Below are 15,533 nucleotides of genomic sequence, written 5' to 3' on the forward strand. Positions count from 1 at the left end.
GGATCCCCCTCCGCTGCCGTGGTGCATTCGGCTTCTGACGTTCTGTGAAGTCGTCTTCTGAAAATGACACGGAGACTTCCTGGATGGCAGGTTTTGCGTAAAGAAATTCCGTAAATTTTCTTATGTGAAAAAACGTACCAAAGATGAATATCACGCAAACTTTTGGCCAACGGTGCGGTGCAACGTTACCCCCGAATCAATCACGCACCAGGTGGGACATGATGTCGAAATTCAGCACAATCTCCGGGAGGTGGCTGCTGTCCCGCGGGGCGATCGGGATACCAGATCCGACATTCGCCGGGAGGCGGAAGGTGACCGTTGGGCACTCCTGAGCTTCGCTCATTCACGGGATAGCCCGTTCCGTAACCGTAACCATCCGCATAAACGGCACAGCCCGACAGGGTGGTTGCGGCAAGCAGTGATGCCGCCATGAATCTTAGTTGTGTCATACGCCTCTCCATTCGAAGTATTGTTTCGTTCCCTGCGAGGCGCGTCGTTTTTGGTGGTGGCCCTGGTGCGGTCACCGGGGCCAGATCAGGTGGTGGCGATCGATCACGAAGTCATGCCGATGCCGGCCGGCAGGATGGTAATGGGGATGGCGGTGGGGCTCCGGTCCCTCCCAGCCTTCATGCTCATGCTGATGGTGGTCATCGTGATAGTGCCGGTGGGTGTGCTCCACGACCTCATGGTCATGCTCGAGCGCCATCGGGTCTCGTGACGGCCAAACACGGATCGCGAGCGCCGTCGACACCAGCGCGATCGTCCCCAGCAGGGCGAAGGTCTCGATCAGGCCCACCCGTGCCCCGAACCAGCCGGCCAGCGGATAGGCCGCCAGCCAGCAGCCGTGCGACAGCGAAAACTGGGCGGCGAACAGCGCCGGGCGATCCTCGGGGTGGCACGATTGCTTGAGCAGGCGTCCGGTGGGCGTCATGACCAGCGAGGCGCCCGCGCCGAGCAAGAACCACAGCACCATCAGGCCGACGAACCCCGGGGCGAACAAGCCAAGGTAGAGACTCAGCGTCATCAGGACGCCGCCCGCGAGCATGAGCGGGCGTTCGCGCACGAGCTCCAGTACCTTCGGCAGCAGCAGGGCCACCAGCATCGAGCCGCCGCCGACCGCCGCAAAGGCCATGGCCACCGCCTGCTCGCCCAGGTCCAGGGCGGAGCGGACATAGACCACGGTGTTGACGATCTGCATGGCCCCGGCGGTCGAGACCACCATGTTCAGGGCCAGCAGCCCCCGCAGCCGGGGTGTCTTCAGGTAGATCCCCATCCCGTGGGAGACCCGGCGCCAGACGCTAGGAGCCTCGTCTTCCGCGTCCTGGGGCGATGGCAGGATCACCGAGACGACCAGGCCGGCCGAGACCAGGAAAGCCAGGCCGTTGAGCAGGAACAGCACATCGAAGCTCATCACCATCAACAGCGCCGCTGCGGCCATGGGGCTGAGCAGGTTCTCGAGGTCATAGGCGAGCCGCGACAGCGATAGCGCCCGGGAGTACTGCCCCTCGTCATCGAGGAGATCCGGGATCGTCGCCTGGAAGACCGGGGTGAAACCCGCCGAGGCGGCATTGAGCAGGAAGATCAGCACATAGATCTGCCAGACCTCAGTCACGAAGGGCAACGCACAGACCACGGACGCTCGCAGCAGGTCCAGGCCGACCAGCAAGGTGCGGCGCGGCAGACGCGAGGCGTAGGCCCCGACCAGCGGCGCGATGCCCACATAGGCCACCATCTTGATCGCGAGTGCTGTGCCCAGCACGATCCCCGCCTGTCCGGCCGCCAGGTCATGGGCCAGCAGCGCCAGGGCGACCGTCGTCAGACCGGTGCCGACGAGGGCAGTGACCTGGGCCAGGAACAAGTGGCGGTAACGACGGTGGCTCAGCACCTGGAGCATGGGGCCTCCTCTAGGCGTGGCTGTCGGTTACAGGTAGCGAACGATCGCCTTGAAGTCTTCGAGTTTCGCGCGCTGGCCCTGTCCCTGATCCTGATCCTGGTCCTGGGGACCGATCGCTTCGTCCAGACAGTGGTCGATATGATCCTGCACAAGGGTCCGCTTGGCCTGCTGGATCGCCTTCTCCACGGCATGTAACTGATGGGCGATGTCCAGGCAGGGCCGCCCGTCCTCGATCATCTGGGTCACGCTCTCCAGGTGTCCTCGGGCGCGACTCAGACGCTTGATGATGTCGGGATGCGACTGGTGGGTATGCGATGTCATGCTCAGTTCCCTGTTGGTGTTCCTATCCCCTTGGGGGGATGCTAGGCTCTCAGCCGCTATCTTGCCAATGCCCCATGAGGAAAAGCCCAGATAGCGCATAACCCCGGTCTTCGCCCTGGTGCTGGTCTACCCGTATGCTCAACCGCCTGTGTCATTGCCTTGGTCACCTGACCCTCCTGCTGCTGATTGTGCAGGGGCTGGTCATGTCCGGATCGGATCGCCACTGGGGTGGTCATGCCACCTTTGATGCCCGGCACCGTCCGGGGCCACCGGCGGGATGGCAGCCCGCTACGCCGAGTCTTTCTTCTTGAACGACCTCCACGGCCGGTCATCGCCGCATGACTGGGGTCGCCCGGCGGGCGACCGTGATTCAATACCTAAACCGTGGAGAGTTTCATGTTTCCCTCATCTATGGGGGCGTGTTCGGCGAGCCTGACAAGGCCCGACACTATGCCCTGACCCTGATCGCGCTGCTGGTGTTGCTCCTGGGAGCCAGCGGCGATGCCCTTGCCCATGCCGTCGCGGAAGGCGACAAGGGCTATATCCAGGAAATCTACGGCATCCACCTGATGTCCTTCATCTACCTCGGCGCCAAGCACATGGTGACGGGGTACGACCATATCCTGTTCCTGCTAGGGGTGATCTTCTTCCTCTATCGGATGCAGCACATTGCCATCTACGTCAGCCTTTCGCCCTGGGTCACTCCACGACGATGCTGCTCGGGGTGGTCTTCAACATCGGCATCAACAGCTACTTCATCGATGCCATCATCGGGCTGTCCGTCGTCTACAAGGCGCTGGACAATCTCGGCGCCTACCAGCGCTGGTTCGGCTTCCAGCCCAATACCAAGGCGGCGACGTTGGTCTTCGGCTTCTTCCACGGCTTCGGCCTCTCCACCAAGATCATCGCGTACGAGATCTCGCCGGACGGCCTGGTCCCCGACCTGCTGGCATTCAACGTCGGCGTGGAGATCGGCCAGCTCCTGGCCCTGGGGGCCATCCTCATCGCGATGGGATTCTGGCGGCGCACCGCCGGCTGCCTGCGCCATGCCTACACCGCCAATGTCGCCATGATGTGCGCCGGCTTCGTACTGATCGGCTATCAGCTCACCGGCCTGTTCACCGCCTGATTTCACCGAGTCCGAGATGTACAACACCGATATGCCTAACCGCGCCGAACTGCCCTCTACCGGGAAGCTGATCCGCTCGACCCTGCTGGCCGCCGTGGCGGCCACCGTCCTGCTGGTGACCGTGATCCTGCCCGCAGAGTACGCCATCGACCCCACCGGAGCGGGTCGCCTCCTGGGGCTGACCGACATGGGGGAGAACAAGCAGCAGCTGGCCGAGGAAGCCGAGCTCGACCGAGCGGCGACACAGGCCGCCACGGAAGAGGCATCGCAACCCGTCGCGGATCACAGGAGGCCCTGGAGGCCTCGGCCGGCTCCACCACCGAGCAGCCGGCGGCCCCCTCGGGTGACGAGGCTAATCCCGTGGCGGTTTCCGAGCCTTTCCAGGAGACGGCGCAGCCCGAGGCTAACCAAGCGATGGCCGGCATCTCCGCCTTCCAGGAAGAGGCCTCAGGAGCGAACGAGGAGACGGCTACCTGGCGCGATGAGGTGAGCTTCATCCTGACGCCGGGCGAGGGCACCGAGTACAAGCTGACCATGGAGGAAGGCGCCGAGGCCAGCTTCGCCTGGGAGACCGAGGGCGGCCCGATCAACTTCGACGCGCATGGCGACGGTGGCGGTAACGCCATCAGTTATGAGAAGGGTCGTGGCGTTCCCGAGGATGAGGGCGACCTGGAAGCGGCCTTCACCGGCAATCACGGCTGGTTCTTTCGGAATCGCAATGACAACGACGTGACCGTTGTGCTGCGCCTCGACGGAAACTACGGCGAGCTGAAACGTATGCTGTGACCCTGGGCAAAGCCCGCATCGTCCCGGCTTGGCGGCCGGGACGATGCGTCTTCCAGCCGGCGACCACAGCGCCAAGACTGCTGTCTTGCCGAGTCTGTGGCCCCAACCTCTATCGTTTCTCCTGTTTCGCCGGGTATTCAGCCCTGGCCTCGTCGCAACATGAAGCCATCATGTAAAGGAAGCTAAGGTTCACTTTAGGTGAATTTGAGGTGGCGAGGTAAGGCAAGCCGTCATGCCCAGATCTAGGGAGGCACCACGACAAAGTCTGACTCGGCCGAAAGCTAACGGCTCGATGCAGAGAAAACGGCTCGCTGAAGGTGTCCATCCACGCCCGCGAGCCGACTTAAGTGCCCTTACTGGCTGACGAGCTTCGCCCGACTCGTGCCATTGCCCAGCGGTTCCACCTGGATCTGCACCGGGATGCGCTCGTGCATCTCCTGCACGTGGGAGATCACGCCGACTCGGCGGCCCAGCGCCTGCAGGCCGTCCAGTGCCTCCATGGCCAGCGCCAGGGATTGCGGATCGAGGCTGCCGAAGCCCTCGTCGATGAACAGCGACTCGATGGTGAGCTCGCCGGAGGCCATGGAGGCGAGCCCCAGGGCCAGGGCCAGCGAGACCAGGAAGGTCTCGCCGCCGGAGAGCGAGTGCACCGAGCGGCGCTCGTCGCCCATGTCGATGTCCACCACCAGCAGGCCCAGGGGGCTGCCGCCGCGCACCAGCCGGTAGCGGCGGGAGAGGCCACTCAGGTGCGCGTTGGCGTGCTCGAGCAGCTGCTCCAGGTTGTAGGCCTGGGCGATGCGCCGGAAGGCCTTGCCGTCGGCGGAGCCGATCAGCTCGCTGATCTGGCCCCAGCGGCGGAACTCGGCCTGAGCGGCCTCCAGCTCGGCCTGGCCGACCTTGCGCCGCTCCCGCTTGCGATCGTCATCGCTCAGCGCGAAGGCGGCCTCGTCGCGGGCCCGCTGGGCCTCGTCCAGGCGCGGGGTCAGCTCGGCCTCGGCCTCTTCCAGCGCCTCCCGGCGGCGGCGCAGTTCCTCGGCCACGGCGTCGCCGAGCAGCGCCTCGTTGCTGTCGTCTTCGCGACTCGCTTCCTCCGTCTCCTCGAGCAGGCCCTGGTCGCGGCGGTGGCGCAGCAGGGCGTCGCGGCGCTCGGCCAGGGTGGCGTCGGCGCGCTGGCGGGCCTGGTCGGCGGCCTCGATGCGCCGCTCCTCATCGCGGGCCGCCTCCTCGGTCTGGGCGAGCAGCCGCGTGAGGGTGGTATCGCTCAGCTCGGGGTGCGCCGCTCGCCAGTCGGCAAGCTCGCGGGTGAGGGTGTCGATCTCCTGGCGCAGCCCCTGCAGCCGCTCGGCCTCGTGCTCGGCCCGCTGGGCGAGGCGCTGCTGCGCCTGCTGGGCCGCGTGCCAGCGCGCCTGGGCCTCGTCGCGTGCCTGGCGGGTCCGCTCCTGGCGGGCGTCGAGATGCTGCTGCCAGGCATCCGGCGAGGCGTGCTCGCCGAGCCGGGCGGCGAGCCCACGGGCAAGCCGCTCGCGCTCTTCCCGCAGCGGCGGCAGCCGCTCGTCCAGCTCGGCCAGCGCCGTGTCGGCGTGCTGCTTCTCGGCCTCCAGGCGCGCCAGGGCGACATGGCCCTCCTGTAGCGCCTGCTCCAGCGGGGCGAGCTCGGCCTCGGCCCGGGCCAGCTCGTCCAGGCGCTGCCGTGCCTGCTGGCGACGGGTCTCGCTCGCCTCGCGCTCGGCCTGCAGCCAGGCGTCGCGCTCGTTCGCCTCGATGGCGGCGAGCTCTTGCTGCAGCGGATGCGCCTCCAGGGCCTCCCGGGCGGCATCGCGCTGCCGCTCGGCCGTCTCGCGATCCTGCCGGTGGCGGGCGAGGGCGGCCTCCACGGCGCGATACTCGCCGAAAAGCACGTCGCGTTGCGTCTGGGCCGTGTCGCGCGCCTCACGGGCTGTGTCGAGCTGGCGGGTTTCCTCCGCCTCCTGGGCCTCGAGCTGGGCGGCCTCCGGCGTGGCCGGCGGGTGCAGCCGCCAGGGGTGGTCGTGGCCGCCGCACACCGGGCAGGGCTCGCCCTCGGCGAGGGCCTCGCGCAGCCGCGCCACGCTCTCGCTGCGCACGGCGCGGCTGCGATCGATCAGCGCGCCGACGCTATCGAGGTGGGCCTGGGCGCGGTCCAGGGCCTGGCGGGCACTCTGGCCCTCGGTCAGCAAGTTGTTCTTGCGGGTCTCATCGTCGCCGAGCCGGAGGAAGAGCTGGCTTAGGTCCTGCTCCGCGCGACCGAGCTCCTGCCAGCGGCTGGCCAGCTCCCCCAGCGCCAGGTGGCGCCGGGCCGCCTGGTCGTGGGCCTGCTGAGCGGCCTGGCGAGCGGCATCGAGGCGAGGGTGAGTGCCCACCAACCGCTCGAGAGTCGCCTGCCAGTCGTCGCGCTGTCGCTGCCGCGCTTGATGGGCCTCACTGGCCTTGCGGTGCTCCCGGGCCAGCCGCTCGGCCTGGGCCTGTTGCCGGGTGCGGGCGGTTTCCAGGTCGGCGAGTTGTTTCTCCTGGGTGGCGAGGCGCTGGGCCTGTTCACGAGCTTCGCGCAGCTCGGGCTCGGCCTCTCGGCGCGCCTCACTGGCCTCGGCCAGGGCGCGCTCGCTGGCCTCGCTGGCCTCGCGGGCCTGTGCCTGGGCGCGCTCGGCGTCGGTGAGCGCTTGCTTCGTCTCGGCGTGGCTCGCCTCCAGGGTGACGATCTCGTCGGGCAGGGCGGCCCGGCGGGCGAGGGCGTGGCGCTGCGGCGCGATCAGCCGGCGCCACTCGCGGTCGGCGCGCGCCTCGCCGAGGGCCTGCCAGTCGGCCTCGGCGCCTTGCTGCTGGGCGAGGCCCTGGCGATAGGCCTCGTGAAGCCGGGCATCGTCGTCGTGCCAGCGGCGTCGGGCCTGAAGCGATGCCGCCTGGCGCTGCAGGTCAGTGAGCGCTTGCTGGGTGGCCTCGGCCGTGCGTTCCAGCTCGGCGCGGGCCTCGGGTTCGGCGGGCCGGTCGTCGGCGAGCCGGGTCTCCAGGGCCTCGACGGCCTTCTTGGCGGCGCTCGCGCGTTGGTAGGCGGCCATGGAGATCGCCGAGTACTCGGCGGTGCCGGTAAGGCGCTCGAGCAGGTCGCTACGCTCGTTGTCGTCGGCCTGGAGGAAGGCGGCGAACTCGCTCTGGGCGAGCAGCACGGCGCGGGTGAACTGGTCGAAGGTGAGCCCCAGGCGCTCCGGCAGCAGGCGGTCGAATTCGCGCTTCTGGGTGGTGAGCAGGCGGTCGTCCTCGAGATCGCGCAGCGACTGCTCGGCTTTCTGCAGCTTGCCGCCGACCTTCTCCCGGGCGCGGCGCACCGCCCAGCGGGCGCGGTAGCGGCGCCCGTCGCGGCCCACGAAGTCGACCTCGGCGTAGCCGCTCGCCGTGCCGCGACGCAGCAGGGTGCGCGGGTCGCTGGTGGTCAGGGTGGAGTCCGGGGTGTCGTCGATCTGGCTGTCGCGGGCCGGCGCCTGGCGAAGCCGCGGCGTGCCGCCGTAGAGCGCCAGGCACAGCGCATCGAGTAGGGTGCTCTTGCCGGCCCCGGTGGGGCCGGTAATGGCGAACAGCCCGGCCTCGCTCAGCGGGGCGGCGGTGAAGTCGAGTTCGAGTGGGCCGGGCAGTGAGGCCAGGTTCTCCAGGCGCAGGGCGAGGATCCTCATGAATGGAGCTCCTTGTCACCTGCCGCGCCGGCATCGTCGCCGTCGAGCACGTCCTGGCAGAGCCGGTCGAAGTCGGCGACCACGTCCGCCTCCGGCGGCTCGCCCCAGCGCGCCGCCCAGGTGCGCTCGAAGAGCCGGCGCGGGCCGAGGCTCTCCAGGTCGACCCGCGCCGGGGCGTTCTCGCCCTCGACCCGGGGCAGGCGGCGCTCGAGGCGCAGCAGGCGCAGCGACTTGCCCTCGAGGGCTGTCTCCACCCGGGCGCGCAGGTCGGGGATCGGGGCCTCGAGCTCGACGCGCACCTCCAGCCAGGGCCAGCGGTCTCTTGAACGCTCCCGCCCCCGAGCATCCGACAGGTCGGGATCGTCCTCGAGCGCCTCGAGCTCGGCCAGCACCTCATCGAGGGGCGCGGGGCCGACGCGATGCATGGCCACCGGGCGGGGCACCGGCAGCGCCTCGGTGGCGACCAGGGCCTCGCCGTCGAGGAGGACCTCCACCACCTGATGGGGATAGCTGACCTCGCTGAAGTCCAGCGGCAGGGGGCTGCCGCTGTAGCGGATGCGCTCCTCGCCGACCTTTTGCGCCCGGTGCAGGTGGCCCAGCGCCACGTAGGCGACGTCGTCCGGGAAGAGGGCGGCGGAGATCGACTCCTCGCCGCCGATCACGATGGGCCGTTCGCTGGCCTCGGAGACCGCCGCGCCGTGCAGGTGGGCGTGGCTCATCGCCACCAGCGCCTGGCCGGGTTCGCGCCGGGCACGGGCGGCCTCGATCAGCTGGGTATGCACGCGGCCGATGCCGGCGACGTAGTCGTTGGGCGCATCAGCATCGCTTTCTCGGGGCGCGCCGGTGACCTCGGCGGGGCGCAGGAAGGGCAGTGCCAGGCACCAGGCGCGGGTCGCGCCCTCGGCGTCGGTGAGCGGGACCAGCAGGCGCTCGGCGTCGAGGGAGCCGTCGTCCAGCCAGCGGACCCGGCCCATGGCGTGGGTGTTGAGCCGGCGCATCAGCGGGGCGGGCAGCTCGACGCGGTTGCCGCTGTCGTGGTTGCCGGCGATCAGCACGATCTGAAGGTCCGGCAGCCGCTCGTGGGCGTCGACGATGAAGTCGTAGAGCAGCGCCTGGGCGGCCAGCGACGGGTTGACCACGTCGAAGATATCGCCGGCTACCAGCAGGGCATCGGCCCGGCGCGCCACCAGGGTGTCGAGCAGCCAGTCGAGGAAGGCGCGGTGCTCGACGTGGCGCTCCTGGCCGTGGAAGCTCTGGCCCAGGTGCCAGTCGGCGGTGTGGATCAGTCTCAAGGTCGGCTCCCCGGTGGTCCGTCGCGCGGCAAAGGCCGTAGTCTAACCCGAGCGACGCCGACACTTCAGGGAGCCCCGATGCCCGATACCGCCTTGCACGACTGGAACCTCGCCCCGAGAGAGGCCATCGCGCTGCAGAAGCGCCTGGCGGGGCGCGTGGAGCGCGAGGATCGCCTCGAATCGGTGCGCCACCTCGCCGGCGTGGACATCGGCTTCGAGCAGGAGGGGGCGATCACCCGGGCGGCGGTGGTGGTGCTGGCCTGGCCGCCGGTCGCCGAGGGCGCCTTCACGGTGGTGGAGCGGGTGGTGCATCGCGAACCGACCCGCATGCCCTACGTGCCGGGGCTGCTGTCGTTTCGCGAGGTGCCGGCGGCACTCGGCGCCTTCGAGAAGCTCAGCATCCGGCCGCAGCTCGCCATGGTCGACGGCCAGGGCATCGCCCATCCGCGGCGGATCGGGATTGCCAGCCACCTGGGGCTGTGGCTCGACCTGCCGACCATCGGGGTGGCCAAGTCGCGGCTCTGCGGTCGCCACGGCGAGCCGGGCCCCGTGCGGGGCGACTGGACGCCGCTGGTCGACGGCCCGGACGACGAGGTGATCGGCGCGGTGCTGCGCTCGCGGGCGAAGGTGAAGCCGGTCTTCGTCTCGCCTGGGCACCGGGTGTCGCTGGCCACCGCGCTCGACTGGGTGGTCCGCTGCCTGGGGCGCACCAAGCTGCCGGAGCCGACGCGGCTGGCCGATCGGCTGGCGTCGCGGCGGGGGGCGTGATGGCTTGCTATCGCGGCGATTACATGAGCACGAGCCAGCCACCGACGGCCACCAGTGCCAGGCCGAATCCATTGGCCAACTGCCGCCAGGGGGCGATCACTTTTTCCAGCAGGATGATCAGCGTAATCAGGGCCATCCATGCCAGGCTCATCACCCCGCCGACGAACATCAGGGCCATCAACACCCAGCAGCAGCCGGCGCAATAGAGGCCGAGCAGGAAGCCGCCGCCCACGGCGCGGTGCGGCGTCTGCGGGAATCCTTCCGCGACCATGCCCAATGGGCTGCGGCAACGACGCAGGCAGGCGTGTTTCCATGGCGTCCACTGGAAGGCGCCTGCGGCCACCAGCAGCAGGCCGGCAAGGACGTTGCCCTCCAGTGCCTGGGCCGGCGTCAACAGTCCCAGTGCATGGAGGCCCCACTGGGTGGTGGTGGCCAGCGCCGCATAACCCGCCCAGGCGAGCAGATAACCGAGCGTGAACAGGTAGGGCAGCGTTGCCCCTGTGTTGTCCTGTGGCCGTGCGGCGACGAACATCAGGATGCCCGGTGCCGCCCCTGGCAACATCATCCCGACCATCATCACCATCCACATGCTCAAGGTGGCCCAGGGCCGGAAGGGCATCGGGCCCTCCATGGCCGGCATGCCCCCGGCCATGCGTATCAGAAACCACCAGCTCAGCACGATGGCCAGGGTCAGGCAGCCGATCAGCACGGCGCGTTCATGGCGAAGCGGTTGCAGGGAAAAGGCAAGCATTTCACGCTCCTCCGTTTTCCTCAAGCCGCCTGGTACTGGAAGGGAGAGTAGAAGGCGGTGCGCCCGCTGAAGCTCCAGTCCAGACCATAGCCGCGGTGCGAGACGTGTTCCGATTGCGCCACCGTACCGGGATTACCCGGCGCCACGGCGACGGGATGGCCGTGTAGAGTGACCTCCTCGCCGTTCTGTCCGGCGATGGCAGTCAGCGAAGCGCTGGCCTTATCGCCCACCTCGAGTCGGTGATGCCGGCCGTCGATGTCATAGCGCATCGGCACGGACTCGACACCCCGGATATCACCGACGAAGCCAGCCAGGGTGGCCGGATGCCCGCCGGCGGAACCACCGAAGATCGCGACCAGGGCATCATGCTGCTGCTGGCTGGCGCGGGCGTCGATATAAACCGCCACCTGCCAGTCGCCGGCGGTCATGTTACCCGGGGTGTGCAGGGCCATGGCCAGGTTCAGCCCGTCAAGGGAGAGGGTGTCCATGTTTCCGCGATCGATATGCCATGCCACCAGGGCGTCGCAGGTGCCTTCGGTGGGATCTCCGCCGAAGAGGCAGGGACATGCCCCCTTGCAGGTGCAGGCTTCGAAGTAGGTGCCCTCGACTCGCCATTGCGTTGTCATGATAGAGCCTCCTCATCTGTCGGCAGGGATGGCCGGCATCGGCTGATGCCGTGTCCCTCAGGTATAGCGCTCTTGCAGGAGGTCGCTGCCGAAAGACGATGAGAATTCCATGAGAATCGAGGTAGGACGACGGCTGGATGAGCTTGCGTTAGTCTGAAGGCAAGACATCACGCGGAACGGACCCATGGCTGGCCTGGAACATGCTTTCTCGGGCCCCGACGATATGTTGGTGGGCCGGGAAACCGAACTTGCCCACCTGGCGACCCTGCTGGACGAGACGGGGCCGGCCGTGATGTGGGTGCAGGGCGTTGCCGGCATCGGCAAGAGCACGCTGCTGGGCCGTTTCATGCGTGATGCCGCGCGGGGCGGCGCACGCGGCCTGTGGTTGAACGGACGGGAGGTCGAGCCGACGCCCGAGGGGTTTCTGACCGCCCTGGGTGAGGCGGCACAGACCCGCCTCGACCAGCCGCGTGATCTGGCCGAGCTTGTGCACGTTCAGCAGCGCGCGCCGCTGGTCATTGTCGTGGATGCCGCCGAGTCGCTGCGGCTGCTGGATACCTGGCTACGCGACTGCCTGGTACCGCAGTTGCCCCGGGGAGCACGACTGCTGCTCGCTGGGCGTCATTGGCCGGCAACGGGCTGGCTAGACGGGCTGACGGGGCGAGAGGTCCGTGTGTTGTCGTTGGGCCCTCTGACCATGTCCTCTGCGCTGCAGCTACTGGAAAGGCGGGGTTTTCCCGGGGTTCAGGCGGCAGCTCTGGCCAGGCGGCTGCACGGCAACCCTCTGGCGATCCAGCTGGCCGCCGCGACATTGCCCGCCCGCCCCGACTTCCGGCTGCCGGAGGCCTCCCTGCAGCACCTCATGGATGCCCTCACCGATCTCTACCTGGCGGATATCTCCGACCCCCTCCTGCGGCGCCTGCTGGAGGGCGCCAGCGTCATACGCCGCATCACCGAACCGCTGTTGCAGGCGATGTTTCCCGGCATTTCGTCCGATGATGCCTATGCTCGCCTGCGGACGCTCGATCTCATCGAGGCCCTGCCAGACGGGCTGGTGTTGCATGAGGTGGTGAGCGAGGCGCTGAAGCGCAGCCTGCTGGCACGTGACCCGCGGCGCCATAGCCATTATCGGCGGCGGGCCTGGCAGGCGTTGGTGGCACAGAGCACCACATCGGGACGCAGCGAGCTATGGCGCTACACCGCCGATCTGCTCTATCTGATCGAGAATCCCGTGGTGCGAGAGGCTTTCTTCCCCTCCAATCGGCCCGAACTGGTCGTCGAGCCGGCACGCTCGGATGATGCTGCCAGCCTGCATGCCGTCCTCGCCCGCCATGAAGGCCCCGAGGGCGCCCATGCCCTTTGGCGCTGGTGGCAAGTGATGCCCGAGGCCTTCCTGGTGGTGCGCGATGCCGTCGGTCGATGCCAGGGCTTCTGTTGTCGTTTTGATTCACAGCAAGCCCCGCCTGGCTGCCTGGCCGACGATCCGGTCACCGCCGCCTGGGGGCGGGCGCTCAGAGACTCGCCCTTGCCCGACGGGCAACGCGCGCTGTTCATCCGCCGTTGGCTGGGCCACGACGACGGTGAATGCCCGGGCGAGGTTCAGGCCGCGTGTTGGCTGGCACTCAAGCGGGATTACATGGAGATGCGCCCGGCATTGCGTCGCGCCTACCTGGTGCTTGCCGATCCCGCTCCCTATTCGGCCGTGGCCAAGACGCTCGGCTTTCAGCCTCTGGCGCACACCGTGCCCGTGGATGGCCTCGAGCATACCTCGGCGGTACTCGATTTCGGGCCGCGTTCGGTGGATGGCTGGCTGGCCCGGCTGGCGGCGGGCGAGCTGGGCTTGCAGGATGACACCGCATGGCTGGATCGGCAGGCGCATGAACTGGTTCGACGGGATCGGCGCGTTGCGCTGACGCCGTTGGAGTTCGGCGTACTCGTCTACCTGGTCGACCATGACGGCGAGGCGGTATCCCGTACGCGGCTTCTGGAAGCGGTATGGGGAAGCGACTACCAGGGCTGGAGCAACAAGGTGGACGCCGTGGTGGTGGGGGTACGGCGAAAGCTGGGCGAGGAGGCAAGCTGTATCGAGACGGTGACGGGTGTAGGCTATCGGTTCTTGTCCACCGGCATCAGCCAGAGCGAGTGCGCCCGACCATGAGAGCACCCCCCGATCCCCTTGCCGCCACCCGTACCTGGGTGAAGACCTTCGTGGTCGCCCGCGACGTCTGCCCCTTCGCCGGCCGTGAGGTCGCCCGCGATACCGTCCGCTATGTGGCGGTGCCTGCCGACGACCCCGAGGCGGCGCTGCTGGCGCTGTTCGATGAGTGCCGCCACCTGGACGAGACGCCCGACGTGGAGACGACCCTGCTGGTGCTCACCGAGGGGCTCGAGGCCTTCGACGACTATCTGGACCTGCTGGAGATCGCCGAGACGCTGCTGGCCGATCAGGGCTTTGATGGCACCTTCCAGCTGGCGAGCTTCCACCCGGACTACGTCTTCGCCGACGCCGAGCCCGACGATCCCGCCAACTTCACCAACCGCTCGCCCTATCCGATGTGGCACCTGCTGCGCGAGGCGGGCCTGGAGCGGGCCCTCGAGCATCATCCCGACCCCGAGGGCATTCCCGCGCGCAACGTCGAGGCGATGCGTGCGCTGGGCTTTGAGGCGCTCGCCGAGGCGCTGGCCAGGCTGCGCGGCTAGGCTCCCTCCACCCGCCGCTAGACAGGGCCTCTCTAGACGATATCCAGCGCTGTCTTGCGGCTCGGCGCCGGGAAGGTGGCGTCGAGGCGCGCCAGGCTCGCCTCGTCCAGCTCGACCGCCAGCGCGGCCGCATTCTGTTCCACGTGGTCGAGGCCGGTGGCCTTGGGAATGGCGATCACGTCGCGCCGGGTGTCGCCACCGTTCGCGGCGACGGGGCGGATCGCCCAGGCCAGCAGCAGCTGGGCCGGGGTGATGCCGAGCGCCGCGGCAATGTCCGTTACCTCGGGGTGAGTGAGCAGGTCGCGTCGCAGGCTGCCGGCCTGGGCCAGCGGGCAGTAGGCCATGGTGGGGATGCCCTGCTTGCGCTGCCAGGGCAGCAGCGAGTGCTCGATGCCCCGCGAGCCCAGGTGGTAGAGCACCTGGTTGACCGCGCAGGCGTCGCCGTCGGGCAGGCTCTGGAGCGAAGCCATCTCGTCGACGTCGAAGTTCGAGACCCCGAAGCGACGGATCTTGCCCGCCTCGCGCAGCCGCTCGAAGGCCTCCAGGGTCTCCTCCAGCGGGATATTGCCCGGCCAGTGCAGCAGGTAGAGGTCGAGATGGTCGGTGCGAAGGCGCTTGAGGCTCGCCTCGCAGGCGGCGATGGCGCTGTCGCGCCCGGCGTTCCAGGGATAGACCTTGGAGACCAGGAAGGCCTCGTCGCGGCGTCCCTTGAGGGCCTCGCCCACCACCTCCTCGGCGCCGCCGTCGCCGTACATCTCGGCGGTGTCGATCAGGGTGAGGCCGAGCGCCAGGCCATGCTGCAGGGCATGCACCTCGTCCTTGCGCGGGGCCAGGCCCTCGCCCAGGTACCAGGTGCCCTGGCCGATGGCCGGCAGGTCGATGGCCGGCTCATGGGCGGTGGCGGCGAGTCGCACGCTGGGCGGTGTCGGCATGGGGATCTCCTGTCCTGATATAGGTGGAAATGTTTTTCATGAAGTCTGGCCGTTGTCTGCCTCCGATGCAATCGAGCTTGCCTCAGGAGGTGGGCATCCCCATGGTGTATGGTGAAGAGGCAGCAAGTTACCCCTGACAACGAGAAGGAGTCGATATGAGCTTTCATAAATCCGGCAGCGCCGTCTGGCAGGGCGGCCTCAAGGACGGCAAGGGGACGGTGTCTACCCAGAGTGGCGCGATCCAGGATGCCCCCTACAGCTTTGCCAAGCGCTTCGAGGGCGAGGCGGGCTCCAACCCCGAGGAGCTGATCGGTGCCGCCCATGCCAGCTGCTACTCCATGGCCCTGTCACTGATCCTGGGCGAGGCCGGCATGACCGCCGAGCGCATCGCCACCGAGGCCAAGGTCTCCCTGGAGGAGGTCGAGGGCGGTTTCGCCATCTCCGCCATCCACCTCGACACCGTGGCGAAGATCCCGGGCGCCGACGAGGCGGCCTTCCAGGATGCGGCCGACCAGGCCAAGGAAGGGTGCCCCGTCTCGAAGCTGTTCAACGCCGAGATCAGCCTGTCGGCAAAGCTGGAAAACTGAGCCAGGCGCCGGCCTGATCGGCAGGGTCGGTCTCATCGCGCCGGGGCCACCGTGAGGTGGCCCCGGC

13 protein-coding genes and 1 pseudogene are annotated in these 15,533 nt (G+C 68.4%); 6 read left to right on the top strand and 8 right to left on the bottom strand.

Annotated features, from left to right (window positions below; all coding sequences use genetic code 11):
• Window positions 1-520: 520 nt before the first annotated feature.
• The 3 genes from FEI13_RS06155 to FEI13_RS19775 form a co-directional block, all read right to left on the bottom strand.
• Entirely contained in the window at window positions 521-1,894 is a 1,374-nt protein-coding gene (locus FEI13_RS06155; protein ID WP_138180432.1) for an MFS transporter, read from the bottom strand.
• 27 nt (window positions 1,895-1,921) lie between these two features.
• Window positions 1,922-2,215, bottom strand: a complete 294-nt coding sequence (locus FEI13_RS06160) for a metal-sensing transcriptional repressor (RefSeq protein WP_138180434.1) — start codon at window positions 2,213-2,215, stop codon at window positions 1,922-1,924.
• 377 nt (window positions 2,216-2,592) lie between these two features.
• Window positions 2,593-2,835 (bottom strand): hypothetical protein, encoded by a 243-nt coding sequence (locus FEI13_RS19775; protein WP_476729735.1) that lies wholly within the window; start codon window positions 2,833-2,835, stop codon window positions 2,593-2,595.
• Between FEI13_RS19775 and FEI13_RS06165 the strand changes: the two are divergent.
• A pseudogene (locus FEI13_RS06165) lies at window positions 2,815-3,344 on the top strand (HupE/UreJ family protein). The gene FEI13_RS19775 and the pseudogene FEI13_RS06165 overlap by 21 nt on opposite strands.
• Window positions 3,345-3,704: 360 nt before the next feature.
• Window positions 3,705-4,130 carry a hypothetical protein gene (locus FEI13_RS19425; protein ID WP_240036452.1) on the top strand — a complete coding sequence of 142 codons (426 nt, stop codon included), beginning with the start codon at window positions 3,705-3,707 and terminating at the stop codon, window positions 4,128-4,130.
• 353 nt (window positions 4,131-4,483) lie between these two features.
• Here FEI13_RS19425 and FEI13_RS06175 read toward each other — a convergent pair whose 3' ends face one another.
• Window positions 4,484-7,810, bottom strand: a complete 3,327-nt coding sequence (locus FEI13_RS06175; protein WP_138180436.1) for an AAA family ATPase — start codon at window positions 7,808-7,810, stop codon at window positions 4,484-4,486.
• The gene (locus tag FEI13_RS06180) at window positions 7,807-9,102 is read right to left on the bottom strand and encodes an exonuclease SbcCD subunit D C-terminal domain-containing protein (RefSeq protein WP_138180438.1); all 1,296 of its coding nucleotides are present in this window, start codon (window positions 9,100-9,102) and stop codon (window positions 7,807-7,809) included. The genes FEI13_RS06175 and FEI13_RS06180 overlap by 4 nt, the downstream gene beginning before the upstream one ends.
• A 78-nt stretch (window positions 9,103-9,180) precedes the next feature.
• Between FEI13_RS06180 and nfi the strand changes: the two genes are divergently transcribed.
• Window positions 9,181-9,870, top strand: coding sequence for a deoxyribonuclease V (nfi, locus tag FEI13_RS06185; protein ID WP_138180440.1), 690 nt, complete (start codon window positions 9,181-9,183; stop codon window positions 9,868-9,870).
• 19 nt (window positions 9,871-9,889) lie between these two features.
• On the opposite strand, the gene FEI13_RS06190 is transcribed toward nfi, so the two are convergent.
• Both FEI13_RS06190 and FEI13_RS06195 read right to left on the bottom strand, forming a co-directional pair.
• Window positions 9,890-10,621 carry a DUF2182 domain-containing protein gene (locus tag FEI13_RS06190; RefSeq protein WP_138180442.1) on the bottom strand — a complete coding sequence of 244 codons (732 nt, stop codon included), beginning with the start codon at window positions 10,619-10,621 and terminating at the stop codon, window positions 9,890-9,892.
• A gap of 20 nt (window positions 10,622-10,641) precedes the next feature.
• Window positions 10,642-11,247, bottom strand: coding sequence for a DUF1326 domain-containing protein (locus tag FEI13_RS06195; RefSeq protein WP_138180444.1), 606 nt, complete (start codon window positions 11,245-11,247; stop codon window positions 10,642-10,644).
• A gap of 184 nt (window positions 11,248-11,431) precedes the next feature.
• Here FEI13_RS06195 and FEI13_RS06200 point away from each other — a divergent pair, with 184 nt between their 5' ends.
• On the top strand, window positions 11,432-13,405 hold the full coding sequence (locus tag FEI13_RS06200; RefSeq protein WP_138180446.1) for a winged helix-turn-helix domain-containing protein: 1,974 nt from the start codon (window positions 11,432-11,434) through the stop codon (window positions 13,403-13,405).
• Complete coding sequence (locus FEI13_RS06205) at window positions 13,402-13,947, top strand: DUF1415 domain-containing protein (RefSeq protein WP_138180448.1); 546 nt, start codon at window positions 13,402-13,404, stop codon at window positions 13,945-13,947. Before FEI13_RS06200 ends, FEI13_RS06205 begins: the two co-directional genes overlap by 4 nt.
• 32 nt (window positions 13,948-13,979) lie before the next feature.
• Here FEI13_RS06205 and FEI13_RS06210 read toward each other — a convergent pair whose 3' ends face one another.
• The gene (locus FEI13_RS06210) at window positions 13,980-14,879 is read right to left on the bottom strand and encodes an aldo/keto reductase (RefSeq protein ID WP_138180450.1); all 900 of its coding nucleotides are present in this window, start codon (window positions 14,877-14,879) and stop codon (window positions 13,980-13,982) included.
• A gap of 155 nt (window positions 14,880-15,034) precedes the next feature.
• Between FEI13_RS06210 and FEI13_RS06215 the strand changes: the two genes are divergently transcribed.
• The gene (locus FEI13_RS06215) at window positions 15,035-15,466 is read left to right on the top strand and encodes an OsmC family protein (RefSeq protein WP_138180452.1); all 432 of its coding nucleotides are present in this window, start codon (window positions 15,035-15,037) and stop codon (window positions 15,464-15,466) included.
• The last annotated feature ends 67 nt before the right edge of the window (window positions 15,467-15,533 follow it).

The sequence above is a fragment of the Halomonas urmiana genome (genome assembly GCF_005780185.1).
GTDB lineage: Bacteria > Pseudomonadota > Gammaproteobacteria > Pseudomonadales > Halomonadaceae > Halomonas > Halomonas urmiana.

Excerpts from the sequence above, each read along its gene's own strand:
- FEI13_RS06155 (WP_138180432.1), bottom strand. The coding sequence starts at position 1,894 with ATGCTCCAGGTGCTGAGCCACCGTCGTTACCGCCACTTGTTCCTGGCC.
- FEI13_RS06160 (WP_138180434.1), bottom strand. The coding sequence starts at position 2,215 with ATGACATCGCATACCCACCAGTCGCATCCCGACATCATCAAGCGTCTG.
- FEI13_RS19775 (WP_476729735.1), bottom strand. The coding sequence starts at position 2,835 with ATGGTCGTACCCCGTCACCATGTGCTTGGCGCCGAGGTAGATGAAGGA.
- FEI13_RS06175 (WP_138180436.1), bottom strand. The coding sequence starts at position 7,810 with ATGAGGATCCTCGCCCTGCGCCTGGAGAACCTGGCCTCACTGCCCGGC.
- nfi (WP_138180440.1), top strand. The coding sequence starts at position 9,181 with ATGCCCGATACCGCCTTGCACGACTGGAACCTCGCCCCGAGAGAGGCC.
- FEI13_RS06190 (WP_138180442.1), bottom strand. The coding sequence starts at position 10,621 with ATGCTTGCCTTTTCCCTGCAACCGCTTCGCCATGAACGCGCCGTGCTG.
- FEI13_RS06195 (WP_138180444.1), bottom strand. The coding sequence starts at position 11,247 with ATGACAACGCAATGGCGAGTCGAGGGCACCTACTTCGAAGCCTGCACC.
- FEI13_RS06200 (WP_138180446.1), top strand. The coding sequence starts at position 11,432 with ATGGCTGGCCTGGAACATGCTTTCTCGGGCCCCGACGATATGTTGGTG.
- FEI13_RS06205 (WP_138180448.1), top strand. The coding sequence starts at position 13,402 with ATGAGAGCACCCCCCGATCCCCTTGCCGCCACCCGTACCTGGGTGAAG.
- FEI13_RS06210 (WP_138180450.1), bottom strand. The coding sequence starts at position 14,879 with ATGCCGACACCGCCCAGCGTGCGACTCGCCGCCACCGCCCATGAGCCG.
- FEI13_RS06215 (WP_138180452.1), top strand. The coding sequence starts at position 15,035 with ATGAGCTTTCATAAATCCGGCAGCGCCGTCTGGCAGGGCGGCCTCAAG.